Here is a 26,846-nt window from a genome sequence, read left to right as displayed (position 1 = left end):
ATTCTCTTCTCACACAGTTATCGCAAAGTTAATAAAAAATCAATCTTGTAAAAACTATACTTTCCCTCACACCTATAAAAAAAATAATCATACCTTTGAAACATCTTACGAAACAAACCATATCGTTATGGGAAAAAAAATTACGGTATCCGTATTATTGTTACTTCTCAGTCTTTGCGGAAAAACGCAATTTACAAACTTTGGACAAGATCCTGCTTCTTTACGCTGGAAACAAATAAAAACCATCGATTTTCAAATCATCTATCCCGATTATTTTGAAACCAATGCACAAAAAATAGCCAATATCTATCAGGCATTGTACACACATAGTAACAGCCTTGCACACAAACCGGCAAAAGTATCAATGATTCTTCACCCCAACGGTGGAATATCCAACGGAACAGTTGCCTGGGCACCCAAACGCACAGAACTTTACACAATGCCTTCACAAGTTCCCTCAGACACATGGCTGGAACATCTGTGCATTCATGAATTTCGGCATGTCGTTCAGATTGACAAAATAAATCAAGACCTAACAAAGATTCTATACTACATCTTTGGTGAACAAGTCACTATCGCCGTCGCCGGCTTATATCTGCCTCTATGGTTCATGGAAGGCGATGCCGTCACTTATGAAACCGCCCTGGGGCAATTGGGAAGGGGACGCTCCCCTGAGTTTCTCAACGAAATGAAAGCCCAAATTGTGGAAAAAGGCATATATTCCTATTACAAAGCTACCTTGGGTTCTTATAAAGACTATGTTCCCAACCGATATAACTTAGGATATTTCATGGTAGCTAACTCCCGTGCCAACTACGGACCCGACATCTGGTCGAATGCCCTTACCCGCATCGGACAATACCCCTTAGGCATCACCTCTTTTGCCACTAGCCTGAAAAAAACGCTAAAAAATCATCGAGACGAATTATGGCAGGATTCCACTTTCTACTCCCTGTTCATTCATCCCGAAGAAGTCAAACAAGCCAACACTTATCGCAACGCCAAACGCACACTGTATCACGACAATTTCTCGGAGCTGCAACAAATATGGAAAAACGAAACACAGCACATCACCGACCGTTTCGACACCATCCCCACAACGGATGCCGATTATACCAACTACTATTATCCCATCCCGACTGAAGACGGAGGACTGGTCGTTTACAAAAAAGGTATGCAACAAACAGGAGCATTTGTCCTTTTGAACAACGGAACAGAAAAACAGCTTACACCCACCGGTAATTTAAACGACAACAAATTCACTTACCACAAACACCAACTGTTATGGACAGAATATAAACCCCATACCCGTTGGGCGAATGGCGGGCGCAATACCCTTTGCAGTTACGATATTAAACACAAAAAATACCGTTATCACAAAAGCCCAAACAACCGCTTCTCACCCTTTATCGCCGGAGAATATATCGGTGTCGTCGAAGCGGATAACGCAAACCGGGCATCCATCATCCTACTTACCTCCGACCTGCAAAAAGAAATCCGACGAATCAATGCTGGAGAAAACGAACTATTCATCCATCCGTCCTTTCACGACAACCAAATCATTACCATCGTGCAAAGTCCGCAGGGCGTACACATCGAAAGCATTCATCCCGAAACAGGTGCACGCAAAAAATTAACCGAACCTCAATGGTACGAACTCGACAACCCGGTACTGTATGACAGTCTCCTCGTATACCGCGCTTCTTACAACGGTAACAATGCCCTCTACGAAAAAAATCTGTACACAGGCAAGGTACAAAATATCCTAAATGCTCCCTTCGGCATCCGCTTCCCGGCTGTAAACTTACAACAAAACACATTATACTTCTCATTCTATACCGCAAACGGATACAAACCGGGCAGCATTTCTCTAAGACAATTAAACAGACAAAACCCTCATTACTCCGATTACCGTTTAGCCGACACTCTCTTCCTACAAGAAGGCTGGCGGCTCAACTGCACCTACGACTCAACCTTCACCACACGGAAATACAACAAATTCACCCACCTGATAAACCCGCACAGCTGGGGACCGCTTTACATCAATACGCAGGAACTGGAAGCCAATATCGGATTAGTCGTGTACTCACAAAACAAACTAAGTACCCTTTCTCTTGCCACAGGCTACATCTCCGACTCTGACTACAATCACGGAGCATGGATGCTGAACGCCGATTACAAAGCCTTGTGGCCCGTTTTCAATCTGGACTTCAAAACGGGGAAATACGACTATTACACCTTTCTCTTTAACACTCCCAATCTTCAAACACAACAAACAGACACCCTCTATTTATACAACCGCTCCAACTACACACAAGGAAGTTTAAGCATACAATTCCCGTTCAACATTTCTGCCCAAAACTACAATCGTTACCTCACACCATACGTCCGATACAAAATAGAAGCCCTACACAATACCGATACACGCAAACTTTATCAAGTCCGCGTTCAAGACAATATCGGCTACCTATACCCGGCAAATCCAGCAAACTATCAGTACTCCACACCGGCAAACTATTATCAGATACTGGAATACGGGCTATTGTTCAGCAACCAGACCCGCATGACCGCACAAGAACTCAATCCCCACTGGGGACAAATGCTACAAGGCGGATTCGCACATACACCGCTGAAAAAAACGAACTTAGGACATGAATGGTGGATTTCAGGCAACTTCTATTTTCCCGGATTCCGTCGCAATCATTCTTTATATACTTATGCCGGTTACCAAAAGCGACCGAACAACATTGCCTACGGCAAAAAAATACAGGCACCCCGCGGTATCAAAATCTACGGGAACGAATTTTCCACCTTGCGAAGCGGTTATAAACTCCCGCTTTTCTACCCCGACCAGCACATCGGTTCTTTGTTATACATCAAAGCCATAAACGGGGGCGTGTTTTTTGACATGACACATGAGAAAACAAGAAACTACAAACAAAACTTTTACTCTTACGGAGCGGAACTAACGGCAGCCCTCCACGTACTCAGCCTGCCCTTTCCTGTCAATACGGGAGTAAGAATCGGATACGAAACCCAAACGAAAGCTATTTTCGCCGACTTTCTTTTTACTTTAAACTTCAGTATATAGTCTCAAACTGCTAATGACACGGAATATAAAGCGTCTCATCCCGTGGAATCAACAATATAGGCGTACGGGCATAACGCTTGTATAATCGCAGATAATAAGGCACAAAAAATGAAAACACCCGAAAAGGCAACATTAAAAAAATCATTGCCTTCTCGGATGTCTGAAACAAAGATTTCACCAACTTTTCAAAAGAGACACCTGCCATTTCTGTTTTATAAACGACACCAGAATCTGTAAACACCTTCTCGATAAAAATCAAATTATCCTCTACCATTCCGGCAATCCGTTCATCTCTTTCTCGCGGAACCCATACCTCCACTCTGGCCTGACGATTATTATGAAGAAAAAAATTAGCCCATGCCGCTTTCTCCTTATTTTCCGTCAGATAGCCCACCGGCAATCTCAAGCAATTATATACCTCTCCCATTTCTTCCCCACTATAAATCAACGCCGGTCTCTTCACGCTATATACATACTTCAACAGCTTATGAAAATTCAGTCTTCCCCGCTCAAATAAACATACGACCGTATCTTCTCCCACCAACACTGATACTTGAGAGGCTACGGAAGGATACTTTTCATATCTCACATGAAAACCATACAAGCCGGCAAATCTTTCCGCCTGTATCTGCACCTCCCGTTCCGTCTCCCTGTAAAAAGCGATTATCTCATACACATTCACTCTACTTTATATTCCTTATCGGATCATCATAGAATACCTGAAGTCTTTCCAATTCCGCTTTCAGTTCTTTGGTCAATTCTTCCGTTCCGGGTTTACCGTACAGATTATTCATTTCCATTGGATCTTCCTGCAAATCGTATAACTCCCACTTGTCTACGTCATTATAAAAATGTATCAGTTTATAACGCTCCGTTCTCACGCCGTAATGGCGACATACCATGTGCTCCGCGGGATATTCGTAAAAATGGTAATACAACGATTTTCTCCAGTTGGCCGCCTTCTCACCTTTCAACAGCGGTACCAACGACACGCCTTGAATATCTTTCGGGATGGGAAGTCCGGCCAAATCCAGGAACGTCGGCGTATAGTCAATATTCTGCACCATCTGCGGTATTTCTCCTCTTCCTTCAAATCCTTCCGGCAAACGCATAATCAAAGGCGTACGCATGGATTCCTCGTACATAAAGCGTTTGTCAAACCATCCGTGCTCTCCCATATAAAATCCTTGGTCGGAAGCATATACAATTAACGTATTTTCCAACAATCCTTCCTCTTCCAACTCTTTCAACAAACGGCCTACATTGTCATCCAGCGACTTTACCGTCTTCAGATAATCACGCATGTAACGCTGATATTTCCATTCCGCCAAAGCTTTTCCCTTCAAACCGGCTTTTTTGAATTCATTGATAATGGGTTTGTAATGCTTGTCCCAGGCTGCCCGCTGTGCTGCGTTCATCCGTCCGTACGTTCCCTGCGTACCGTTATCCCGGATATACAGCGAACGGTAATGATCCTCCACCTTGTCATCCAACATCTTCAAATCATAAATCATCGTCATATCCTTGTCGATGTTCATCTCCTGCTTCGCAGCCGCCACACGTCCCTTGTAATCATCCCAAAAATTCTCCGGCATCTCGAAAGTCCTGTCCTCGAAAAGGGCCAAATCGGCAGTATCCCCCATCCAATTGCGGTGGATCGCCTTGTGGTGGACAAACATGCAAAACGGTTTCGTCGTATCACGCTTATTCCTCAACCAATCAATACTCAAGTCCGTGATAATATTCGTCACATACCCCTCGTGTCTTACCGTTCCCTCCGGCGTGATGAAGTCCGGATTGTAATAGTCTCCCTGCGCGGGCAGAATCGTCCAGTAGTCGAAGCATGTCGGCGTTCCTCCCAGATGCCACTTACCGATCATTGCCGTCTGATAGCCGCCTTGCTGCAATAGTTGCTGTACAGTCTGTTGTTCGCCGTTGAAAATCTTTCCTCCTTCGTTGTCCGTATAGCCGTTCTTGTGGCTGTGCTTTCCGGTCAATAAAACCGCACGGCTTGGTCCCGACAATGAATTACAGACGAAACTATTAGTAAATTTCACGCCTTCATTCGCAATTCTGTCTAGATTGGGCGTATAGGCATAGCGTTTATCGTAACAACTCATCGTTTGATACGAATGATCATCCGTCATGATATAGACGATGTTCAAAGGTTTCCTCTCCGCAGCCTTCTTCTGTGTACAACCGCTCAAGGTAACCAATCCTGCTACCGGTAAAAGGTAAGAATAATTCAATGCCATTAGCTTATGTGTTATTTAAATAGATTACGGACAAAATTAATAAAATATAATAATATTCAAAATCAACAAAATTTATCCCCCAAGTTACCTACGGATTTCAAAAAAACATCAAGTTTCTATTATTTATTGCCGATCAGATTTTTCCAAATAAAGTGTAATCAAACGGGGAAAAGCATATTTCTCCAAATCAGATTCAGAGATTTCGAGATAAGCAGAAAAGGCAGAGGTAAATTTCGACACTTCAATTGTATAAAATCGGGCATAAATAATCCGGTGGGAAAGTACATGTTTGAAAACGGGGTATTGCCGCTGCACTTTTACTTCCGGAATATGTTGAAATAGTTCTAGAAACTGCTGTTCTTTCACCAATTCCTGCCACTCCATATCCCGTTCGGTCTCTATGAGGGGAAATTCATACAAGTTTTGCCAGATATCTTTGGCAGAACGGCGGGAAAGCAATAAGCGGTCGCCGCAGCGTATGTCCAAATAGTTGAAGTAACGGGGCTTGACGGTGGTTTTTCCGGCTTTTACAGGCAGTTGCGCCACTTTTCCTTGCAGGTAAGCCTCACATTTGTCCCGAAAGGGACAAAAAAGACAATCGGGTGACTGCGGCAGGCACTGGATAGCGCCGAAGTCCATGATTGCCTGGTTATATAAATCGGGATGCGTTTTATCCAATAAGGAGGAGGCCAATTCGGCAAAACGTTTTTGTCCTTCGTGGCTGTCAATCGGGGTGTCAATGCCGAATACTCTGGATAATACGCGATATACGTTCCCGTCTACGACGGCATACGGTAAACGCCATGCAAAGGAACAAACTGCGGCCGCCGTATAAGCTCCTATTCCTTTCAGTGACCTGACTTCGTCGTAAGATTCAGGGAAGCACCCGCCGAAACGGGTCATCAAATCCCGCGCCGCGGCATGCAGATTCCGCGCCCTGCTGTAATAGCCCAAGCCTTGCCAGTATTTCAACACTTCGTCTTCGTCGGCTTCCGCCAGCGATTGTATATCGGGGAAACGCTCTACGAAACGGAAGTAGTAGTCCATTCCCTGCACCACTCGGGTTTGTTGCAGGATTATTTCCGAAATCCAAATCAAATAAGGGTCTGTGGTATTCCGCCACGGTAAGTCCCGACGATTTTCCTCATACCATTGGAGCAATATACCGGAAAAGAAGTTTTTCACAAACCGAGTTTAGTATGCTTTTGCTATCAATACTCTCCGGCGGGAAGGTTTGCCCGTAACCATACATTTTCCTTCTTCTTCCGGTGAATCAAACGGGATGCAGCGAATGGTCGCTTTGGTTTCCGCTTTGATGCGTTCTTCCGTTTCGGGTGTTCCGTCCCAATGACACAAGAAGAATCCGGTTTTGGTTTCCAACAAGGATTTAAACTCTTCGTAGGAGTCTACTTTGGTGATTTTGGAATCCCGAAAAGCTACGGCTTTTTTATAGATGTTCTGTTGTATGTCTTCCAATAACTTAACTACATATTCCTCTATACCGGCAACAGCTACGGTTTCTTTGGTCAATGTATCCCTTCTTGCCACCTCTACCGTGTCGTTCTGCAAATCGCGTTCCCCGATAGCCAAACGCACGGGTACACCTTTCAATTCGTAATCGGCAAATTTCCAGCCCGGTTTCTGCGTATCGCGGTCATCATATTTTACACTGATTCCTTTTGCTTTCAGTGCCTGCACAATACCCTCCACTTTTGCCGTAATGCGCTGCAATCCTTCTTCGCTCTTGTAAATGGGCACTATCACAACCTGTATCGGTGCCAGTTTCGGAGGCAATACCAGTCCGTTGTCATCGGAGTGTGCCATGATCAGGGCTCCCATCAAACGGGTGGATACTCCCCAAGAAGTCGCCCATACGTAATCCCGGTTTCCGGTCTGGTCGGTAAACATGACGTCAAAGGCTTTGGCAAAGTTTTGTCCGAGGAAATGGGATGTCCCGGCCTGCAATGCCTTTCCGTCCTGCATCAATGCTTCGATAGTAAAAGTTTCCAAAGCGCCCGCGAAGCGTTCATTTTCACTCTTGCTCCCCATGATGACGGGCACAGCCATCCATTTTTCGGCAAATTCGGCATATACTCTCACCATTTTGTTTGCTTCCGCCAAGGCCTCTTCCCGTGTTGCATGAGCAGTATGGCCTTCCTGCCAAAGGAATTCCGCCGTACGCAAAAACATGCGTGTACGCATTTCCCAACGCATTACGTTTGCCCATTGGTTGCACAAGATAGGTAAATCACGATATGATTGTATCCAATTTTTATATGTATTCCATATAATTGTCTCCGATGTGGGACGGATGATATATTCTTCTTCAAGTTTCGCATCCGGGTCTACGATAACCCCTCCCCCGTTTGGGTCATTTTTCAAACGGTAATGGGTTACGACCGCACACTCTTTTGCAAATCCTTCTACATGGTCAGCTTCTTTAGCAAAGAAAGATTTCGGTATCAACAGCGGGAAATAGGCATTTACGTGTCCCGTATCCTTAAACATCTGGTCCAGTTGCCGTTGCATCTTTTCCCAAATTGCATAGCCATAGGGTTTGATGACCATACATCCTCTTACGGCTGCGGGTTCCGCCAATCCGGCTTTCGTCACTAATTCATTATACCACTGCGAATAATCTTCGTTTCTTGATGTTAAAAACTTAGCCATCTTCTTATTTTTTGATAAAACAGGTGCAAATTTAGGCAAAAAAATATGATTCTAATTCTTAAATAGCTAATTTTATCAGAACAATGCAATGTATCAGCTATCGTTACATATTGTGGTACGGTTTTTGATATATTATTTATTGAATAAAATCTATTGCGTATGAGAACACGTTGTTATGTATCCGTATTAACACTGTTTTTTGCCTGGTCTTGTTCTTCCATGCAAACCATGAGTACATCTATTGAAGATGACATCTATTATGCTCCGAATAAAAAACCTTTGATGGTTAAAGAGGTGGAAAGTGTTACAGGGCAGAATATCGATATGTATGCCCAAGCCAATCGGGAAAGTTATTCCGAGCGTTATCCGGAAGATAACAGCGCTGTTGTCATCAACCGACAGCGAGTGAGGACGGAACAGATAAGTACTTCCGAGCTCGCCGCTCATGCGGAAAGTGTTCTCCTGGACCCGATGTCGGCACAAACGACAATTTTGTATGAGAATACGGGCTATTGGATTGGTGGCTTCAATGGCACCAATAGCGATTTGCAGGAGGCTGCGCGCATTATCAGCCAATATCCGGAAGGTTTCGGTTTTGTGGCCAACGGTCAGGATATTGCCATGAATCTGTCGTTCAGTCCGGAATGGAATGTTTATACTGATAACGGCCGTTACTGGTGGTTTCCCACTTCAAGTAATGTCCAGCTATACAATACTTTTTTGTTCGGCACTTACCCGAAATATATCTGGACGGTGGTATGGAATGAACCGTTTTATGACAGTTGGGCTTTCGACAGCCATTTCAATGTCGGTTTGAGTTTCGGTTGGAGCCGTCCCGGCTGGAGTTTCGGTTTCGGCTGGAATTCGGGATTTTATCGTCCGTGGTATGACGGTTGGTACGGTTACTCACCCTATTGGAACAACTGGAACCGTCCCTGGTGGGGTTCCCATTATTATCCTCATTGGCATCATCCGCACCCGTATTACCCGCATTATGCAGGCCATCACCCAAATTGGGCTCCGCCCGCCAATAACCGCCCGAATAGGCCGGGTAATCTCCGTCCGAGTTACGGCAACAGTTCCGTGGGATTGCGCCCCGGTGTCAATCGTCCCGGCAATACTACACGTCCCGATTATAACAACAGCCGTCCCGGTAGTAATGTTCATCCCGGTAGCCAAACAACCCGACCGAATAATACGACCGTTACCCGACCGAATTATAATAATGGCAGACCGGGTACCGGCACTGTACGCCCGAATACCCAAACAGTACGTCCCGGAACGACCCGACCTACTAACAGCAACAGTCGTCCGACCGTAACCCGTCCCAACAGCAGTACGACAGGCTCGACGAATAACGCCAGCCGTTATACCCGCCCCGCGACTACCAATAATAAGGCCGCGACCAATCAAAACGGAAATATAAAAACTTACCAACGCCCGACAACGAATACCCGTCCGACATACAATAACAGCAGTTCGGGAAACAATGGTACTAATAGTTTCTATAATCGGAATTCTACCCGTTCTTATAATCAGAGCCGGAGTACTTATTCCGCACCGAAGGTGTATTCTCCGTCTAATTCGGGTGGCTCACGCGCAACAACTCCAGCCCGTACGACGAACCGTTCCGGTGGCAGAAGATAAAATGTATGGTTTTAATATATAAAGATATGAAAACGCTATATTTCCTGACGATTTTATTGTTCCTTGTTATCGGGGGATTTGCCCAAACGACAACGGATGTGGTGCGATTTTCACAATCCACGAATTTCGGTACGGCACGTTCCACTGCGATGAGCGGTGCTTTCGGAGCGTTAGGCGGTGATTTGTCCGTACTTTCTTCCAATCCAGCCGGTATCGGTGTTTTCCGGAAATCAGAAATAAGCCTTACGCTTTCTTCTTTGCTTTCAAATACGAAATCGGACGGTCGGTCTGCGACCGATAATTCGTTTCAATTGGGAGATTTGGGTGCCGCTATCGTTTTTTACAGTCCCGATTTCGACTGGCGGGGATTCAATTTCGGTATTAATTATACGAATATGAATAATTTCAACCGGCATACAGACCAGTATGTCGCCCACTCCCTTTCTTCATTTTCGCAGGCTATCGCGCATCGAGCCAATTATGATATTGAATATGATTTTGCACCCAGTATCATGGAGGACATCGCTTCCCAATCGAATGTTATTCTGATGGACGATGCCACCGGTTTTTATTCTCCCGCCTTTATCGGTGCCAACCAATGGAAAACCATTAAGGAAGACGGCTACCAGGGAGAATATACTTTTTCGGTCGGTACCAACTACAAGGATAAATTGTATCTCGGCTTGTCTATCGGTCTGCAATCCATTTATTACAAATCCAAATCGATGTATACGGAAACACCAGATAAAGACAATCCCTATGAACTCAATTATTTTGACTACATGGAGCAATTAAAGACGACCGGTGTCGGTACCAATGTAAAATTCGGCGTTATCTACCGTCCTATTCCCGAATTGCGTTTAGGAGCAGCTATACATACTCCGACTTATTATTCGATGACCGACCGGTTTTATTGCGACATGTTTTCATCCTATAAGACACCGGATGCAGAAGGTTATTACAATTATTTAAGTGAACCTTACGAATACAAATTCGATTATGAGTTGCGTACGCCGTGGAGGGCTTTGTTAAGCATCGCAACAGTTATTCAGCAGAAAGCGATTCTCAGCGTCGATTATGAGTATATCGATTACACTTCCGCCAAGTTAAGCAACGGAGACGGGAATTACGATTTCTATGATTCGGAAGCCGGTACAGGTACAAATAATGATATTAAACGGTATCTGAGAAGTACACACAATGTCCGAATCGGTGCCGAGTACCGCTATAACAGCCTGTTCAGCCTGCGGGGCGGCTATTCCTGTTATGCCAGTCCGTATAAATACGATAAGGACCTACATAAATTACAGACGGTTTCCGCCGGTTTCGGTCTGAATTTCGGCCAGTTCTATTGCGATGTGGCTTATCTGTATAAGTTCTCTAAAGATACGACGTTGTTTTACAGTTACCTCGATCCGGATGACGCCCAATATGATGTTGTCTCGGAGGCTGTAAGCAATAAATATAATAATCATGAAGCCCGCATTACACTTGGTATAAGATTTTAGATTATTTTTGTAGCCGTAAAAAGAGATTATGGCAAAAAAATTTTATATCGAGACCTACGGTTGCCAGATGAATGTGGCGGACAGTGAGGTGGTGGCGGCTATCCTGAAAGACCAGGGATTTGTTCATACCCAGGAAAAAAATGAAGCGGATGTGATTCTCGTAAATACGTGTTCCGTGCGGGAAAATGCGGAACAACGAGTGCGCGGAAGAATCGAAGGCTTTATGGAAATCAAGAAAAGAAAGCCGGATTTGTTAATCGGCATTATGGGCTGTATGGCGGAACGATTGGGAGAAAAGTTGTTTGAAGAAGAGAAGAATGTAAATCTTGTTGTCGGTCCGGATGCCTATATGGATTTACCGTTGCTTATCGAGAAAGCCGAACGGGGCGAAAAAGCCATTAACATTACCCTTTCCGAGACGGAAACTTACAAGGATATTTGCCCGTCTCGCATTGACGAGACCGCGATTTCGGGTTTCGTTTCTATCATGAGGGGGTGTAATAATTTCTGCACTTACTGTATCGTGCCTTATACTCGTGGCCGGGAACGCAGCAGGAGTCCCAAAAGCATTATCAATGAAGTTATCGATTTGCAGTCCAAAGGTTATAAGGAAGTAACGCTGTTAGGCCAGAATGTCAATTCTTATTTATACAAAGGGGAAGGTACGGAAGTCGATTTCCCTGGTTTATTGGATTTAACGGCTCGTACCGTTCCGGGAATGCGCATCCGTTTTGCAACCTCTCACCCGAAAGATATGAGTGACAAAATTCTGGAAACTATCGCCCAACATCCCAATATTTGCAGAGCTATCCATTTACCCGTCCAATCCGGAAGCAATTCCGTATTAAAAGATATGAACCGAAAATACACGCGGGAGTGGTATCTGGAACGAATTGCCGCAATCCGTCGAATTATTCCGGATTGTGGTATCTCTACCGATGTATTTGTAGGCTTCCACAATGAGAGTGAAGCCGATTACCAGCAAACACTGGATTTAATGAAAGAAGTAGAATTCGATTTGGCTTATATGTTCAAATATTCGGAACGTCCCGGAACAACGGCTTCCAAACGCCTCCCTGATAATGTCAGTGAAGCAGACAAAGGACGGAGATTACAGGAGCTTATCGAATTACAGACCCGGTTATCACTGGAAAGTAACAAGCGGGATATTGGCAAAACTTTTGAAGTCATGGTCGAGGGGATTTCTAAGAAAAATACAGAAGAAATGTTTGGACGAAGCAGTCAGAATAAGGTTATTGTTTTTCCTGCCAAAGATATTAAACCGGGCACATTCGTGCGTGTGAAAGTGGTAGATTGTACCTCTGCTACCCTGCTCGGAGTAAAAGAAGAAAGCTAAATTCCTTAAATTACCGAAAATGTTCCGCAAGTTAGAAAGTAATGAATTAAACCGGATTAGTACGGAGGAGTTTAAAGAAGCTGAGAAGTTACCATTGGTTATTGTGCTGGATAATATACGGAGTCTGAATAATGTAGGCTCTGTTTTCCGTACTTCGGATGCTTTTCGCATTGAAAAGATTTATCTGTGCGGCATTACCGCTACCCCGCCCAACCGGGAAATTCATAAAACAGCTTTAGGTGCTGAGGATTCCGTTGCCTGGGAATATGCTCAAAATACAACCGAAGTTGTTGAGAAACTCAAAACAGCAGGATTCCGAATCTTTGCTGCGGAACAGACGGAGAACAGCTGCTCGCTCGAGCAGTTCAGGATAAATGATTCCGACAAGTATGCCATTGTTTTCGGGAATGAGGTAAAAGGCGTGCAGCAAGAAGTGATTGACCGCTCGGAAGGTTGTCTGGAGATACCCCAATTCGGTACGAAACATTCGTTTAATATTGCGGTCAGTGTCGGTATTGTTCTGTGGGAACTTACCCGTCCATTGTTAAACCGGCTGAAACGGTAAATCCCCCATTTGTGCAACTATTTTTACCGCTTCCACGGCTTCTTTTACATCATGCACCCGCAAAATAGAAGCACCTTTCAACAGAGCGACGGTATTCAATACGGTTGTCCCGTTCAAGGCCTCTGCCGGCGATGTTCCAAGCAAGCGGAATATCATGGATTTCCGAGAGATTCCGACGAGTAGCGGATAATCCAGTTTTCCGAATACCTCCAGCCGATTCATCAACTCATAATTGTGCTGCAAATTCTTTCCGAACCCGAATCCGGGATCGATGATGATATTATCAAATCCGACCGCATTGAGCACTTGTATGCGTTTCTCGAAAAAATGATATACATCTTCCACAACATCCCGATACTCCGGATTTTTCTGCATTGTCTGCGGTGTTCCCTGTATGTGCATCATGATGTAAGGCAAACCGGTTTCCGCTATAAATCCAAACATGTCCGGATCCATAGTCCCGCCCGATATGTCGTTTACGATGACAGGCCCCAAACAACGGTTGATGTCACGGGCCACCCCGGCACGAAAGGTGTCTATGGATACCGGCACTTCCGGGAAGTATTTCCTCACCAACTCCACAGCGGCATCCAGACGGGTAAGTTCTTCCCGCTCATCCACATCCGTCGCTCCGGGACGAGTGGAATAAGCACCGATGTCTATGATGCCCGCTCCTTCTTCCACTATTTGATGAATACGTGCAACGATTGCCGTTTCCGTTTCATAGCGTCCCCCGTCAAAAAAAGAATCGGACGTTACGTTTAATATACCCATTACGACGGGCCTGGAGATATCCAACAGACGGGATCCCAATTGCGGCGTTTTCATCATACGTAAATTTTGCGATTTATATTGACTTGCGATTCCTTTTTTGCTACTTTTACGGCTTCAAAATAAATATTAGTTTTTGATATTTCATAGTTCCTTTGTTTCAAAAGTTCAAAAGATGACCCAATCCAAGCCTATATCGGAAACGCCTAAAGAATTCGAAGCGGTTATTGAGGTATGCCGTAACATCTTTATGCAGAAAATGCACGATTACGGAACGGCCTGGCGTATCTTGCGCCCGACCTCCATTACTGACCAGATTTTTATCAAGGCAAACCGTATCCGTTGTATTGAGGAGAAAGGCATAACGAAGGTAAACGAGGGCATCGTTCCGGAGTTTATCGGTATTATCAATTATGCCATCATGGGGCTTATTCAACTGGAAATGGGAGCCAATGCCGATGATAACCAACAGGTCATCGCGGAACGTTATCTGCATTATTTCCATGAAGCCCGCAAGCTCATGGAGAATAAGAACCACGACTACGATGAGGCGTGGAGAAGCATGCGTGTAAGTTCGTATACGGATTTGATTCTCATGAAAATCAACCGTACCCGGCAGATTGAAGACCTTAAGGGAGATACGCTGATTTCGGAAGGCATCGATGCGAATTATTATGATATGATAAACTATGCCGTATTTGCTTTAATCCGGCTTGTTATTGAGAAAGAGAATACATTAGATAAATAAAAAACGAAAAAGATGAAGATTTTAATGAATATTTGCAGAATTCTTGTCGGAATAGTTTTTATTTTCTCCGGCTTTGTAAAAGGAGTTGATCCGCTAGGCTCAAACTATAAATTCATTGATTATTTCAATGCTTTCGGCATGGGATGGATGAATTTTTCCGCTTTATTCTTTTCTTTCGTTTTATCACTGGCCGAATTTTTAATCGGTATATGCCTTTTTCTCAATATCAAAACGAAATGGGCAGCATGGGGCGCATTATTCTTTATGGCGATATTCACTCCGCTAACACTAGTCTTGGCAATTAAGAATCCCGTGACAGACTGCGGTTGTTTCGGAGATGCTTGGGTTTTGTCCAATTGGGAAACGTTCTGGAAAAACGTTGTCCTGCTGGCAATGGTACTGATTATCTTTTTCAAACGCGAACGGTATAAATCCATTTTCAACTTTTTGGAACAGACGGTATTGCTGGTAGGCACAATTATTTTCATGCTTTGCATAGAATTCTATTGTTACCGTCATCTGCCTATCCTTGATTTCCGCCCTTACGCTATAGGCAAAAACATTCCGGAAGGTATGGTTGTTCCGGAGGGAGCTCCCCGCGACGAATATAAAATTACGCTCAATTACAAAAACAAAAATACAGGCGAGGTTAAGGAATTCGATGAAACCAATTATCCGTGGCAAGACACACTTAACTGGGAGTTCCACAGTTCCGAGCAGAAGTTAATCAAAGAAGGTTTCAAAGCCCCGATTCACGATTTTGTCATGGAACACCCGAGTCTCGGCGATATTACCGATGAAGTGCTTGAAGATGAAAATTATACTTTCCTGGTGGTTGCATATAATCTGGATAAAGTTTCCACTGACAATTTGGATAAACTCAATGAATTATCTGCTTATGCCCGTGAGAAGGGTTACCGTTTCTACGGTTTGACCGCTTCCAACAGTGATAAGATTCAACAATTAGCATCTTTGTATCATATTCCATACGAGTTTTGCAGTATGGATGAAATACAGTTAAAGACAATTGTCCGCTCTAATCCGGGACTGGTGCTGTTGAAAAAGGGTTCCGTTATCAATAAATGGGGCGACCGCGACATACCTGAACTGGATGTTTTTAGAGATAAAGACTTGTTGGCATACAGTCTCAACGAACACCGGAATACTACCGACAAATATGTTGTCTATACCTTGATTCTACTTTATTTGTCCGTATTGTTTCTCTATATGATACGGAAGTACAAAAAAGCGAAAGTTTAATATTTAACATTAATACATAATCATCATGAGAAAAAAAATTGTTGCAGGAAACTGGAAAATGAATAAAACTCTTCAGGAGGGTATCGAACTCGCCAAAGAGGTAAATGCCAAAGTAAAAGCTCTGAATGCTCAAAACGTGCAAGTAATCGTAGGCACTCCTTTTATTCATTTGGCTGAAGTTGCCAAAGTTGTAGACCCGGTTATTGCCGTATCTGCACAAAACTGTGCGACAGAAGTATCCGGTGCCTTCACGGGTGAGGTTTCCGCAGCCATGGTTGCTTCTACGGGAAGCCGCTATGTTATCCTGGGACATTCCGAAAGAAGAAGTTATTACGGAGAAACGGATGCTATTCTGGTAAAAAAAGTGGCTCGTGCGTTGGAAAATAAATTGGATGTTATTTTCTGTGTAGGCGAGGTATTGGAAGAAAGAGAAACCGAAAAACATTTTGAAGTGGTAAAATCACAATTGGTAAACGGTATATTCAATCTTTCCAATGAAGAATTCGCTCATGTGATTATCGCTTACGAACCGGTATGGGCTATCGGTACGGGTAAAACGGCCACCTCTGCTCAAGCACAGGAAATGCATGCTTTCATCCGTAAAACGGTGGCAGAGAAATACGGCAAAGAAACTGCCGAAAATACATCCATCCTGTACGGCGGAAGCTGTAATGCCAAAAATGCTGACGAACTTTTCACCAATCCGGACGTAGACGGCGGATTAATCGGCGGAGCATCCCTGAAAGCCGAAGACTTCAGCCTTATTGTTGCTGCCCGTTCAAAACACTAAGACTTTCAAATAATTAAAAGATAATCCGGCAAGTCGATATTTGCCGGATTATTTATTTTATTCAAATTACTTCATTTTTTTAATCTTGCATGCAGCAAAACGACATACTGTTACGTCATACAGACAGAAGAACGAACGATGAACAGTTATAAAGTCATAGTAAACCGATGCCGTAAAAGAGACCGACGGGCGCAACTGGAATTCTATATGATGTTTTACAAAAGCGTATACAACAGTTGTCTCCGCATTTTAGGGAATCAACAGGAAGCGGAAGAAATCATGCAGGAGAGCTTTCTAAAAGTCCTGAATAAACCAGAACTCATAGAAGAAGATACCTTGAGTATGGAAAAGATTCTGAAACGGATAGCCATCAACAGCTCCATCGACCTTTACAGAAAACGCAAAATCAAATTCATAGAGTTGGATGACAAATATTCCGCCACACTGGAATCGGAAACGGAAGAGTATTTACAGGACGAAATCCGCCTGGAAGCCATTGAAAAAATGATGCAACTACTTCCGGAAGGCTACCGCATGATTCTATCGCTTCATCTGATTGAAGGCATGGAATACGCAGAAATCGCAGAACGTCTGAATTTATCGGCTTCAACTATCCGCTCTCAATTTGTACGAGCCAGACAAAAATTGATTAACCTCATTAAAGAACACTACAACCATGAAAATCTCCTTAACTGATAAAATCAACCGCAATCGGGAAGCATTCGACCATGCCGTCCCGCCTGTCGGACACTTTGAACGCTTTGAAGAAAAATTAGCCCGTAACGAGCAACGGCGTACCCGTCAGTTTTACCGGTGGATAGCAACTTCTTCCATCGCCGCTATGCTGGCCGTTACGTTGATATTCCAATTCACCCGCATGCAAAGCGTCTCGCCTGTCGAAACAGAATCGGTAGCAGAGGTGGCAGGATATTATAAACTCCAATTAAAAGAAGAAATCGATAAGATTCAGGACAATCTGAATAAACTGGATATTTCCAACCGGCAGGAAGTCATGGAAGACCTGTGCGCTATCCTCAAAGACAGCGACGAGTCTCTGACTGCCAATGGTTCCCTGACAACGGAAGAGCAAATCTCCCTTATCGTTTTGCATTACCAGAGCCGAATGGAAACATTGCAGCACATTTATTCCATCATAGAAGATGTACCTCATAGAAATAATAACCTTTAAATAAAAAAATCATGAAAACAAAACATGTTATTCTCACTGCAATCCTTTTGCTTCTCTCCTTCTCGGTATGGGCTATCGAAGAAGTAAAGCGGACTATTACCAAAGAATTTCCCGTTTCCGCCAATGACGAGGTCATGGTTAATAACAAGTACGGGAATCTTACCATCTCAGAATGGGGAAAAAACAAAGTTGCATTTACTGTCGAAATCACGGGAAAGGGAGAAAAAGCCAAGATAGCCCAGGAACTGGCAGACAGAGTATCCATCGATTTCAATAAAAACGGGAAAAAAATCTCTGCGACGACCGTTTTTAAAGACAAAAGCTTCAGCAGCTGCAATAACTGCGGAACGACAGTCCACTACACCATAAATGTTCCGACTGATGTGTATCTGAATTTAATCAACAAATACGGCAACATCACTTTAAACCGTACCGACCGCTCTTTCCAATGCGATTTGAAATACGGAAACCTGACGGCCAATCAATTACTGGGTGAATCGAATAGCATCGAGGTCAAATACGGCAATGCCAACATCGACGAAGCCAAAGAAATCGACCTGGAAATCAAATACGGCAATTTAACACTTACAAAAGTGGATGTCCTGAAATTAACCAGCGGCTATTCCAACAGCAAAATAGGCAGTGTCAATAAAATACAACTCGACTCAAAATACGACAATTTTAAAATCAAGAGTCTGGGCTCATTGAAAATGACTACGGGTTATTCCAATTTCACGATTGAGGAATTGAAACAGAGTTTCATTGCCTCCGATATCAAATACGGGAAATTAAGAATTAACAAAATAGCGCCTGATTTCTCTGAAATCAATATCCAAGCCTCTTATACCCCCATAACTCTGGTTGTCACGCCTCAACACAGTTTTTGGGCTAAACTATATACCCGCTACGGAAATATAAAATGCGGCGATTTAAAATTTCATAACATTACCTTCAATGATGAAAACGACCGGTTCGCCAAAAACATTACGGGGACAGTGGCAGGTCCTTCCTCCTCTCCCTCGGCTAAAATTACAATTTCCAATCATTTCGCGGATATTGTCTTTGAAAGATAAAAACCATGCGGACACCGGAGGTTTTTCCGGTGTCTCTTTTTATTGCGCCAGCATCTGTTGCAGGTAATCCTCCGGATAAACTATCGCGACATCCACGATGCGATCGTTCTCTTTTACCAAACGGTATTCGGGATTTATAAATCCGGCATAAGGAGGCACATTCAGTTTGCCGTAACGCCGCAGCACTTCTTCATGCAACCGTCTGTCCACTTCCACGCCGTACGTTTCCACCAGCTTTCTGGCAGCCTCATAATCCCCCTCCGACTTGATACGCTGCACCTCTGCCAGCAATCTGCCGAAAAGCTCCCGCAGAGCGCCGTAATCCCGCACAACGAAATAGGTTTTCCCCTCCTCGTTTATTTTCTCTATCACACCTGCCGCCTGTCCCTGTTCATACGCCCATTTCGCTATCAGCTGCCGGTTGCGCATGTGCGCCTCTTCCAGCTTATCGCCCGGTTTTATTCTTGTCAGCTGGACCAACAGTCCGTTCCGGATGTAACTGTTGTATTCACACTTTCCGACCTCGGCGGAAGGCATAATCCCCAATTCAACCAGTTTCGGGTCCATCATGTAGTACAAAGCGAATAAATCCGCCCTCGCCTCCTCCAGCGTGGAGTAATAGTTTTTCAGGACATCCGTCGTCACGCCGGGCAGCATCTTGCCGGAACCGTGTCCCAGACACTCATGCAAATCGGTGTGTATGTTGCCTGCCAGATAACCGTATCGGCGAGCCAATTCCTTTTCCTCCTCCGAATAGGCGAATTCATCCGTCACGCCCGAATTCAGGGAAGCCCTGTCATACGCATAGGTAATATTATCAAAGGTAACCGACTTGCTTCCATGACGCTCCCGTATCCATTCGGAATTGGGCAAGTTGATGCCGATAGGAGTCGCCGGGTAACAATCGCCTCCCAGCTGCGCCACCTGCATGACACGCGCCGTTATTCCCGATACGACCGACTTTTTAAAGCGTTCCTCCACGGGCGCATGACGCTCGAACCACAACGCGTTCTCCGCCAATTTCTCAGTACGCCTGCAGGCCTCCTCATCCACAATCTCGACCACGGATTCCCAGCTGCCTTTCAGTCCCAGAGGATCACCGTAAACCTCGATAAATCCGTTGATAAAATCCACCGGAGCCTCTTTCTCTTGCAGCCACTCTATCGAATAGGCATCGAACAGCGCCAGATCTCCCGTCCGGTAATACGCTACCAACAGCTCTATTATCTTAGCCTGCCGCTCATTGTAAGCATACGCTTTCGCCAGCTCCAGCCAATAGACAATATTTTCTATAATCTCCCCGTATTTTCCTCCAACTTTCCAAACCTCCTCTTTTATTTCGCCCTCCGCTTTCACCAACGTCGAATTCAATCCCCACGACACAGGAGTATCGCCGTGCTGTTCCCTGCCCGCATAAAAACGTTCTGCCTCCTTTTGAGTCACCCCTTGATAATAATTATTCGCAGAAGCCTGCACCAAGTCCTTCCCCTCATCCAATACCACCCGCTTCGCCATGTATCCAGCGTCGAACAATACGCGTTCCAGAGCCCCGTATTTATCCGCCTGCCCCGTTTCCTCCAACAGCATACGGAAATAATCCGGTGAAAAAAGCGGCGTAAACTTGTCCATTGAGTAGTGGTGATGTATGCCGTTGGCAAAAAATACCTTTTTCGCATATACCGTAAAAGCGCGGAATTCATCGCAATCACGGTTTCCCTTATACTCCCGCAATACTTTTTCCAACACCTCCCGTACCGCCAGATTATACCTATTGTTCTGATCCCACAGAATATTCCGACCCGCCGATGCCGCCCGGCTCAAGTAGTAAACAAACAATTTCTCCTTTAACGCCAGCCGTTCAAATGCCGGCACCTGATACCGCAAAATACGAATATCGTCGAATTGCTCCGCAACGTAATTCTCAAACCGCATATATCTCTTTTGATTCCTATCCGTTTAATTCACCAGTTCTCTGTCCTTCAGCTTTTCTTTCCATTGCCATTCTCCCTTCTTCAACTCAAAGGCATTCACAGTCCCGTCGGGACCGTAAAACATCCAGGCTCCCTCATATTTTTCCTCACCGGGAGAAAGATGGTCAAAAATAATACGTTTCCCGTTCTTATCCTGTTTCAACATCATACTCATTCCCTTGCCATACTCGAAACTCATAGCAGCACTCCGGGAATTTCCCCGCTTCAGCAAACGCCGGTTAAAATTAACCTTACCGGAAGGCGTGAACTCGGCAATCAAAATGGCCTTCCTGTTGATTTTTGTCGTCTCTCCCCAACCCAGCAAAACGAAATACTCCCGCTTATTGGAATCAAATGCCCAAAAATCATAAAAAAGATAAGGAGGTACCCCCGTCTCGTCTCCCGGTAATGACTTCAGCAATACACTCTTTTTCTTATCCTCAAAAAGAAAATAATTGTAATAAGCCGCTCCCTTGGACAAAGGTATACTCCAGGAAAACAATTCCGCTTTCGCATTCCGGCAGGGCTTGTATCCCAAATATTTAATCCCCTGCGTCGCGTCGTATTCTCCCACACCGAGCTTTCCAATCCACTCCGCCAACCTATCACTATATGCCAATCGCAGACTATCACCGGATACCTCGGTAATCTTCTGCATACATACCGCCATACTGTCCTGCACGGCATTTTGCCCCCCTGCTCCTCCCCACCAAAACAACAATATCCCGAAAATAAATCCTCTCATACTTTCCTGTAATTTTATTTATCCGTCTCCTCAAAACGCTGTAAAATCTCACCGGACGCCTTTATCGAGTGTTTGTACCATTGCAGCGCCACTTTCACTCTCTGTTCCTCATCCATCCGCCACGCCAGCTTTCCCTTGTGCAATCGCTGCATCACGCTGTACATCAGCAACGCCGCACATACGCTCACATTCAGGCTCTCCGTAAAGCCATACATCGGCACTTTCACAAACTCATCTGCCTGTTCCAATACATCAGAAGACAAGCCGGTCAGTTCCGTACCGAAAAAGAAGGCCATTTTTCCCTTTTCCAAATCCAAATCATCAATCAACACATCATTCGTATGAGGCGTCGTTGCAATAATACGATACCCCTCCGCCCGAAGTTGCCGGATAGCAGCAGGCGTATTATTCTTTTCACCGCGGTACCGGTGCAGCGTCAGCCATTCCCGTGCACCCTGCGACACCGTAGACGAAGTATCATATTTATTCCGGTTTTCTATAATATGCACATGTTGTATTCCCATACAATCCGCCGTACGCATTACCGCGCTCTGATTGTGCGACTGGTATAAATCCTCCAGCACCAGCGTCACATAATCAGTCCGCTCCCGTATCAGCCGGTCAAAAAGCGCATTCTTCTCGTCCGTCACGAAATTCCGCAAATACTCTAATTGCTCCCGTTCTGTCTTCATATTTTACTCATTCATATTCCTAATCACGCACTTTCCATGAGCCCTTTGTGAGCCCTTTGTATCTTTTACAATACTTTGTATTTCATATAAATACAAGAATACACCAATAAAACGGTCTCACTTATGAACCCTTTGTGAGCCCTTTACGATGTAATAAGTCCCTTTCCCTGTTGTACCTTGTATATCTAACCAATCCGTTAATTGTTGAAATACACGAGAGGCTGTAGACTTACTTATCCCTAAAATATTCTGTACATCAGAATTGGTTACACTTCCATTCTTTACAGCATATTCGATAATAGGTATATATTTTTCCTCCACATTCTGTGCCGCTAACTGTGAACGCACATCTGTATAATAAGTAATCATTAATCCATTGAGCATTTCTAAAATGGGCGGAAGGAGTTTATACTCCTCAATGGCATCCATAATACGTTTATAACCACGTCCCCAACTTTCAATATCCCCACTTCTAAAAAAAGCATTGGCGATTAATGGATTATACGGAGAGGAGGGGTGACTTTCAAAAAGTCTTTCCATTGTCCAATTTTCCGGCAGCTGCCCGGCATTCCAAAATGTTATATGGTCGGGGAATACGCTTATCTGTATAGGTACGGCACTAGCATAGTCTTTATGGGCAATGCTGTTCATCAACGACTCCCGCAATGCTTCAAGCGGAAACTGCGGAGTTTCGCGCCGGGAAATACCTTCATAAGAAATACGATAAATTAAATATTTAGTCTTTATCAAATCTATCGCTTTATCCACTTGTTCCATCAAAGGACCGTGAATTTCATCCTGAAACTCCAAATTACCTTTATCATCCCGAAAGAAACCAATCTTAATATATGCACCATTAACAAACCTTTCTGGTTCGGGATGGAACAGCAACAAAGCTGCACGCGTCAAATGCCTGGTATCATCATCAATCAAACGTAAATCACTCAACAAGTGTTCTGTCGTATCATTCAAGACACCCTTGTCTACACGTCCACTTCTTGCAGCTTCTTTACGAAAACGATTTAACGCATTTACCGACAATTCTTCTATTTGGGCTCTCTCTATAGGGAATTCATCCCAGTGCTTACCTGTCCGCTGCAAAATGAATTGATTTAATGCAGTTCCTTTCAACTCTTGCTTTGTACTACCAGTGCGATAATGATACTGACCTTTATAATTAATCGGATTAGAATATGGTGGCACATCTATCTCAAGATACTTCTGTCCGTTTTCTTCCAGCAGGTTTACATCCACAACGATACCCAACACATCGCGTACTTTATTGGGAATATCTTCCAGTAGTTTTGAGGCATCGGCAACCCCCACAACTTTCCCGCTATCGTCCATACCTATGTACAGCTTACCGCCCATAGCATTGGCAAAACCACATATCCATTTCAAATATTCATCCCGCCAATTCTCTTTCCATTCTATATTCTGATTTTCATTCATATATTCCCTTTCCTTTCAAAAAACTATTTCCGGTTATAGAAGTATTTCCACAGTACAGCCGCATGCATGGATTGCAGTACTTCATCGTTCTGCAACATTTCCAACACCTCTTCCGGTTCACACAATTCCACGGACAAATCCTCCGTCCGTTCCGGATGCGCCTCTTCGACTTTCTCCACATCCGTCGCCAGAAAACAGTAGGTCAGGTTGGCATGCGTTCCCGGATTCGCAGATGTCGTCATAAACAGCTTCCACGTCCCGTTGCCATATCCCGTTTCCTCCAATAACTCCCTTTTCGCCGCATCCGTCAAAGAAGCATCCCCCGCATCGACCACACCCGCACACAGTTCCAACAACACTTTCTCTATACCCGCCCGATACTGGCGAACCATCACCATCTTCCCCTCCTTTGTCAGGGCTATCGTACAAACCCACGCCGGATATTCCAGCACGAAATAAGACGGCACAATCGCCCCGTTAGGCAGTTCCATGCGCTGCCGCCTCACCGTCAGCCACGGCTCCTGAAAAAGATATTCAGACGACAATAACTTCCACTTTTTTATTTCCTTTTCTTCCATAATATTTATCCACGCTAAATTTTCATTTCTCATGCAAAGGTACAAAATACCCCCAATCAAGCAACAAAAGAAAAAGGGTACCGATATACGAATATATCGGTACCCTTTGCTTTCCTGATAGCGTGTTTTCGTCAATGTTTTTCCTTACCCATAAGGAAATCGTTGTTTTAAATTAAGGAACAACGGGGCTGATTCTGACCAAACCGTCGCCGGACCTTGTACCCGCCGTCATGCTTGCATTGTAAAATTGCAATCCGGAATAATGTATGGATTGCCCCGTGTGGCTTCCACTTGAATTTACTGCGTCGCATCCACTGTAACCGGAAATAAAGGAAGAACCGCCATAGCCGTAACCACTATCGGACTGTTGAGAATAACCTCCATAATATCCTCCTCCTCCGGAACCACCATTATACGTAGCACCATCCTGTCCATATCCGAAAGCATAACCGGAATTCTGTTTGGCTCCTCCTGTAGCGGATAGGGTTCCTCCTGAATAACCATCATACTTATAAACACCTCCACCTCCGCCTCCAGGTTCCTGGTTATTGTCACAGTTTTTATCACGTCCTCCAGTTCCTCCGCCATTCCAACCTCCCACTCCCCCTGCACATATACCATCATTATGTCCTTGTTCCCCTACGTAGGCATAAAATACTTGATTACTGGATAATTGTATTGTGCCTTTGGTATAGGCTCCGTATCCTCCGTAATGATTCAACGTCCAGTTCGTTCTACCGCGTCCTCCTTGTGCACCATAACATTCCATGACGTATTCACCTGGTGCAAGCATGATGGAAGTTGAGGTGCCGGAGGAGAATTCACGTTGTATGACGAGTTTCTTGGTATATTCTATTCCCGGGCACTTATCGGATGATACCGTTACGTTTGTCCAGAAAACAGAATTAGCGGTCAAGCCCGTAACAAGCCCTTGGTTAGAAATGGATATTCCTGCGGGAGGTGTATCCAATTTCCAATGCGTTTGCGGCATATTACCCCATCTGGAATCAACCGTGAAGGACGTGAATAATGGGGGCTTATTGGTAATAGTTTCCACTGAACTTGGCCAAGGATTAGGAGCGACATAGAGGGTAGCTATGGCTTCAGCCACGCCTACGGCGCAAGTGACTTTCCGCTTCATTTTATATATTTTGTATGTCGTCGTCGTATTTGGGCAAGAAACATGCAAGTCGGCTCCTGTACTCCCTGAAAATAATGTCCATGAACTTCCGTTATCGGAACTGTAGTACCAAGAGTATGAAAGTTTCCCGACGTTGTTGTTCGGCAGAACACCCGTTAATTTTACACTCACATTAGCACAGATGGTATCACGGGTTGTATTATTGGGACACAAAATAGTACCACCATCGAGTCCTGTAGCTTTTTCCACAGAACGTACTCCGCGAAATCCGTGAAAAGCAGATCTTGAAGTAATGGAAGAAAGAGTAGTTCCTTGAGCTTTTGTGCGGTTGGAAGCTCGCAGCAGGCTATCCGGGTTATTATAGCCTCCGCCTCGAGTTCCAAAAGCTCCAGCAGCGGTCGGCCAATAGTCTACATCAGTATCTGCCGAGCCGTCGGCAGTCAGTTCTCCATCTCCGTGGGAATAGGGAATACTGTAATCAAAATTCTTTGCGGCTGTTGATGCGATATAGCATAGTTCAGCTAAATTACCACTCATTTCCATGACGCCCCAACAAGTAGCGCCAGCCTGGATTTGACTGGTGGAAGAAGTGGCAAACAGTCCGCATCGTACAGGCCCATTGAGAAAATAATCGCTGTTTACATTGTGATCTTCATTGAGGGACTGTTCCCGTTCGTCACCAGGGTAAAGTAGGTCGTCTTCATCGGTCAGGGGATTGACGCCGTTATTGCTGTTCCAGGCGTATTCTCCCTTTTCCGGAATCTGGGGATAAAGGCGTCGGCACGCCTTTTCATATTCCAGTTCACTCATGGGGCGCAGTCCACTCCAGTCGCAATAGGCCAGCATGTCATAGGGAGAGAGATAATTGCAAGCAAGTGTCTGCCCATCATCTGGGGAGAAGAGATCGTTTGCCGGATTGAGGTTGTTGCCGAATACAGCAGGCACTCCTTCTTTTTTTTGCTCGATAAAGACAATACCATTCCGACGCGTAGGGGTGGCAATATCCCCGAAAACATAGTCTCCACGTTGCATATTGGCAAAATCATTGTTGGCCACATGTGTCTTCTGCTGCTCCAACGTGAGGGAATTCAAAAACTCCATATACTGCTCCTGGCTCGTCTCATACTTCATGATATAGAAACCATTATACCCTTTGGGGAAAGCAGCGGGTAGTGTGACTGAAGTAGACGTCGGATTAACTGTATTCAGGGTTACCGCATCCTCCGAGTCAATAAGGCAGGGAGATATGCCCGATTTTGCAAAACTGTATGCGGAATAGTTATCTCCAAGATAGTAACTGCCATAGGGGATATATGCCATCTCAATGGCATGGATGGCGACATA

Annotated in this window: 22 protein-coding genes; 11 read left to right on the top strand and 11 right to left on the bottom strand. The window is 44.6% G+C overall.

The genetic code is table 11. From position 1 onward, the window contains the following. The first annotated feature begins 127 nt into the window (after window positions 1-127). Window positions 128-3,091, top strand: coding sequence for a hypothetical protein (locus tag NFR61_RS07195; protein ID WP_251622135.1), 2,964 nt, complete (start codon window positions 128-130; stop codon window positions 3,089-3,091). Window positions 3,092-3,101: 10 nt separating this feature from the next. Here NFR61_RS07195 and NFR61_RS07190 read toward each other — a convergent pair whose 3' ends face one another. The 4 genes from NFR61_RS07190 to proS all read right to left on the bottom strand — a co-directional run bounded on the left by NFR61_RS07190 (window position 3,102) and on the right by proS (window position 8,016). Next, a complete protein-coding gene (locus tag NFR61_RS07190) occupies window positions 3,102-3,767 on the bottom strand; it encodes a hypothetical protein (RefSeq protein ID WP_251622133.1) in 666 nt (221 codons plus the stop codon). Window positions 3,768-3,774: 7 nt separating this feature from the next. Beyond that, a complete protein-coding gene (locus NFR61_RS07185; protein WP_251622131.1) occupies window positions 3,775-5,346 on the bottom strand; it encodes a sulfatase family protein in 1,572 nt (523 codons plus the stop codon). A gap of 123 nt (window positions 5,347-5,469) precedes the next feature. Then, window positions 5,470-6,531, bottom strand: a complete 1,062-nt coding sequence (gene mutY / locus NFR61_RS07180; RefSeq protein WP_251622130.1) for an A/G-specific adenine glycosylase — start codon at window positions 6,529-6,531, stop codon at window positions 5,470-5,472. A gap of 9 nt (window positions 6,532-6,540) precedes the next feature. After that, a complete protein-coding gene (gene proS, locus NFR61_RS07175; RefSeq protein WP_251622128.1) occupies window positions 6,541-8,016 on the bottom strand; it encodes a proline--tRNA ligase in 1,476 nt (491 codons plus the stop codon). A 159-nt stretch (window positions 8,017-8,175) separates the two neighbouring features. Here proS and NFR61_RS07170 point away from each other — a divergent pair, with 159 nt between their 5' ends. Genes NFR61_RS07170 through NFR61_RS07155 form a run of 4 tightly spaced genes read left to right on the top strand, consistent with a single transcriptional unit; the run spans window position 8,176 to window position 13,093 of the window. Continuing rightward, the gene (locus tag NFR61_RS07170; RefSeq protein WP_251622127.1) at window positions 8,176-9,663 is read left to right on the top strand and encodes a hypothetical protein; all 1,488 of its coding nucleotides are present in this window, start codon (window positions 8,176-8,178) and stop codon (window positions 9,661-9,663) included. A 26-nt stretch (window positions 9,664-9,689) separates the two neighbouring features. Further along, window positions 9,690-11,171: an OmpP1/FadL family transporter gene (locus NFR61_RS07165; protein ID WP_251622126.1), complete on the top strand. Its 1,482-nt coding sequence runs from the start codon at window positions 9,690-9,692 to the stop codon at window positions 11,169-11,171. A 28-nt stretch (window positions 11,172-11,199) separates the two neighbouring features. Further along, the gene (miaB, locus tag NFR61_RS07160; RefSeq protein WP_251622125.1) at window positions 11,200-12,528 is read left to right on the top strand and encodes a tRNA (N6-isopentenyl adenosine(37)-C2)-methylthiotransferase MiaB; all 1,329 of its coding nucleotides are present in this window, start codon (window positions 11,200-11,202) and stop codon (window positions 12,526-12,528) included. A 19-nt stretch (window positions 12,529-12,547) separates the two neighbouring features. Then, window positions 12,548-13,093, top strand: a complete 546-nt coding sequence (locus NFR61_RS07155; RefSeq protein ID WP_251622119.1) for an RNA methyltransferase — start codon at window positions 12,548-12,550, stop codon at window positions 13,091-13,093. Here the strand turns inward: NFR61_RS07155 and folP are convergent. After that, entirely contained in the window at window positions 13,073-13,924 is an 852-nt protein-coding gene (folP, locus tag NFR61_RS07150; protein ID WP_251622118.1) for a dihydropteroate synthase, read from the bottom strand. The two genes, NFR61_RS07155 and folP, sit on opposite strands and share 21 nt — an antisense overlap. Window positions 13,925-14,057: 133 nt before the next feature. Between folP and NFR61_RS07145 the strand changes: the two genes are divergently transcribed. The 6 genes from NFR61_RS07145 to NFR61_RS07120 all read left to right on the top strand — a co-directional run bounded on the left by NFR61_RS07145 (window position 14,058) and on the right by NFR61_RS07120 (window position 18,924). Further along, window positions 14,058-14,612, top strand: coding sequence for a DUF1599 domain-containing protein (locus NFR61_RS07145; RefSeq protein WP_251622179.1), 555 nt, complete (start codon window positions 14,058-14,060; stop codon window positions 14,610-14,612). A 12-nt stretch (window positions 14,613-14,624) separates the two neighbouring features. Further along, window positions 14,625-15,872 carry a BT_3928 family protein gene (locus NFR61_RS07140; protein ID WP_251622117.1) on the top strand — a complete coding sequence of 416 codons (1,248 nt, stop codon included), beginning with the start codon at window positions 14,625-14,627 and terminating at the stop codon, window positions 15,870-15,872. 25 nt (window positions 15,873-15,897) lie between these two features. Next, the gene (tpiA, locus tag NFR61_RS07135) at window positions 15,898-16,662 is read left to right on the top strand and encodes a triose-phosphate isomerase (RefSeq protein ID WP_251622116.1); all 765 of its coding nucleotides are present in this window, start codon (window positions 15,898-15,900) and stop codon (window positions 16,660-16,662) included. A gap of 138 nt (window positions 16,663-16,800) precedes the next feature. Then, entirely contained in the window at window positions 16,801-17,358 is a 558-nt protein-coding gene (locus tag NFR61_RS07130; protein ID WP_251622115.1) for an RNA polymerase sigma factor, read from the top strand. Beyond that, a complete protein-coding gene (locus NFR61_RS07125) occupies window positions 17,339-17,851 on the top strand; it encodes a hypothetical protein (RefSeq protein WP_251622114.1) in 513 nt (170 codons plus the stop codon). The genes NFR61_RS07130 and NFR61_RS07125 overlap by 20 nt, the downstream gene beginning before the upstream one ends. Before the next feature lie 11 nt (window positions 17,852-17,862). Continuing rightward, entirely contained in the window at window positions 17,863-18,924 is a 1,062-nt protein-coding gene (locus NFR61_RS07120; protein WP_251622113.1) for a hypothetical protein, read from the top strand. A gap of 39 nt (window positions 18,925-18,963) precedes the next feature. Here the strand turns inward: NFR61_RS07120 and NFR61_RS07115 are convergent, their stop codons facing one another. The 6 genes from NFR61_RS07115 to NFR61_RS07090 all read right to left on the bottom strand — a co-directional run. Next, on the bottom strand, window positions 18,964-20,856 hold the full coding sequence (locus NFR61_RS07115; RefSeq protein WP_251622112.1) for a dipeptidyl peptidase 3: 1,893 nt from the start codon (window positions 20,854-20,856) through the stop codon (window positions 18,964-18,966). A gap of 24 nt (window positions 20,857-20,880) precedes the next feature. Beyond that, window positions 20,881-21,639 (bottom strand): hypothetical protein, encoded by a 759-nt coding sequence (locus NFR61_RS07110; RefSeq protein ID WP_251622111.1) that lies wholly within the window; start codon window positions 21,637-21,639, stop codon window positions 20,881-20,883. 14 nt (window positions 21,640-21,653) lie between these two features. Next, window positions 21,654-22,331 carry a TrmH family RNA methyltransferase gene (locus tag NFR61_RS07105; RefSeq protein WP_251622110.1) on the bottom strand — a complete coding sequence of 226 codons (678 nt, stop codon included), beginning with the start codon at window positions 22,329-22,331 and terminating at the stop codon, window positions 21,654-21,656. A 117-nt stretch (window positions 22,332-22,448) separates the two neighbouring features. After that, window positions 22,449-23,783: an ATP-binding protein gene (locus tag NFR61_RS07100; protein ID WP_251622101.1), complete on the bottom strand. Its 1,335-nt coding sequence runs from the start codon at window positions 23,781-23,783 to the stop codon at window positions 22,449-22,451. Between the two features lie 23 nt (window positions 23,784-23,806). Continuing rightward, complete coding sequence (locus NFR61_RS07095) at window positions 23,807-24,361, bottom strand: NUDIX hydrolase (protein WP_251622099.1); 555 nt, start codon at window positions 24,359-24,361, stop codon at window positions 23,807-23,809. 172 nt (window positions 24,362-24,533) lie between these two features. Beyond that, window positions 24,534-26,846 (bottom strand): glycine-rich protein (locus NFR61_RS07090; RefSeq protein ID WP_251622098.1); only part of this gene is annotated, 2,313 nt, incomplete at its 5' end.

Origin of the sequence: Odoribacter lunatus (genome assembly GCF_943193135.1) — a bacterium.
In the GTDB taxonomy this organism is placed as follows: domain Bacteria; phylum Bacteroidota; class Bacteroidia; order Bacteroidales; family Marinifilaceae; genus Culturomica; species Culturomica lunata.
The sequence above is the reverse complement of the archived record's forward strand: the minus strand, read 5'-3'. Positions and strand labels throughout refer to the sequence as shown.

Bases quoted from the DNA above. Each gene is read 5' to 3' on its own strand.
- NFR61_RS07195 (WP_251622135.1), top strand. From the start codon at position 128: ATGGGAAAAAAAATTACGGTATCCGTATTATTGTTACTTCTCAGTCTT.
- NFR61_RS07185 (WP_251622131.1), bottom strand. From the start codon at position 5,346: ATGGCATTGAATTATTCTTACCTTTTACCGGTAGCAGGATTGGTTACC.
- proS (WP_251622128.1), bottom strand. From the start codon at position 8,016: ATGGCTAAGTTTTTAACATCAAGAAACGAAGATTATTCGCAGTGGTAT.
- NFR61_RS07170 (WP_251622127.1), top strand. From the start codon at position 8,176: ATGAGAACACGTTGTTATGTATCCGTATTAACACTGTTTTTTGCCTGG.
- NFR61_RS07165 (WP_251622126.1), top strand. From the start codon at position 9,690: ATGAAAACGCTATATTTCCTGACGATTTTATTGTTCCTTGTTATCGGG.
- miaB (WP_251622125.1), top strand. From the start codon at position 11,200: ATGGCAAAAAAATTTTATATCGAGACCTACGGTTGCCAGATGAATGTG.
- NFR61_RS07155 (WP_251622119.1), top strand. From the start codon at position 12,548: ATGTTCCGCAAGTTAGAAAGTAATGAATTAAACCGGATTAGTACGGAG.
- folP (WP_251622118.1), bottom strand. From the start codon at position 13,924: ATGATGAAAACGCCGCAATTGGGATCCCGTCTGTTGGATATCTCCAGG.
- NFR61_RS07140 (WP_251622117.1), top strand. From the start codon at position 14,625: ATGAAGATTTTAATGAATATTTGCAGAATTCTTGTCGGAATAGTTTTT.
- tpiA (WP_251622116.1), top strand. From the start codon at position 15,898: ATGAGAAAAAAAATTGTTGCAGGAAACTGGAAAATGAATAAAACTCTT.
- NFR61_RS07130 (WP_251622115.1), top strand. From the start codon at position 16,801: ATGAACAGTTATAAAGTCATAGTAAACCGATGCCGTAAAAGAGACCGA.
- NFR61_RS07125 (WP_251622114.1), top strand. From the start codon at position 17,339: ATGAAAATCTCCTTAACTGATAAAATCAACCGCAATCGGGAAGCATTC.
- NFR61_RS07120 (WP_251622113.1), top strand. From the start codon at position 17,863: ATGAAAACAAAACATGTTATTCTCACTGCAATCCTTTTGCTTCTCTCC.
- NFR61_RS07115 (WP_251622112.1), bottom strand. From the start codon at position 20,856: ATGCGGTTTGAGAATTACGTTGCGGAGCAATTCGACGATATTCGTATT.
- NFR61_RS07110 (WP_251622111.1), bottom strand. From the start codon at position 21,639: ATGAGAGGATTTATTTTCGGGATATTGTTGTTTTGGTGGGGAGGAGCA.
- NFR61_RS07105 (WP_251622110.1), bottom strand. From the start codon at position 22,331: ATGAAGACAGAACGGGAGCAATTAGAGTATTTGCGGAATTTCGTGACG.
- NFR61_RS07100 (WP_251622101.1), bottom strand. From the start codon at position 23,783: ATGAATGAAAATCAGAATATAGAATGGAAAGAGAATTGGCGGGATGAA.
- NFR61_RS07095 (WP_251622099.1), bottom strand. From the start codon at position 24,361: ATGGAAGAAAAGGAAATAAAAAAGTGGAAGTTATTGTCGTCTGAATAT.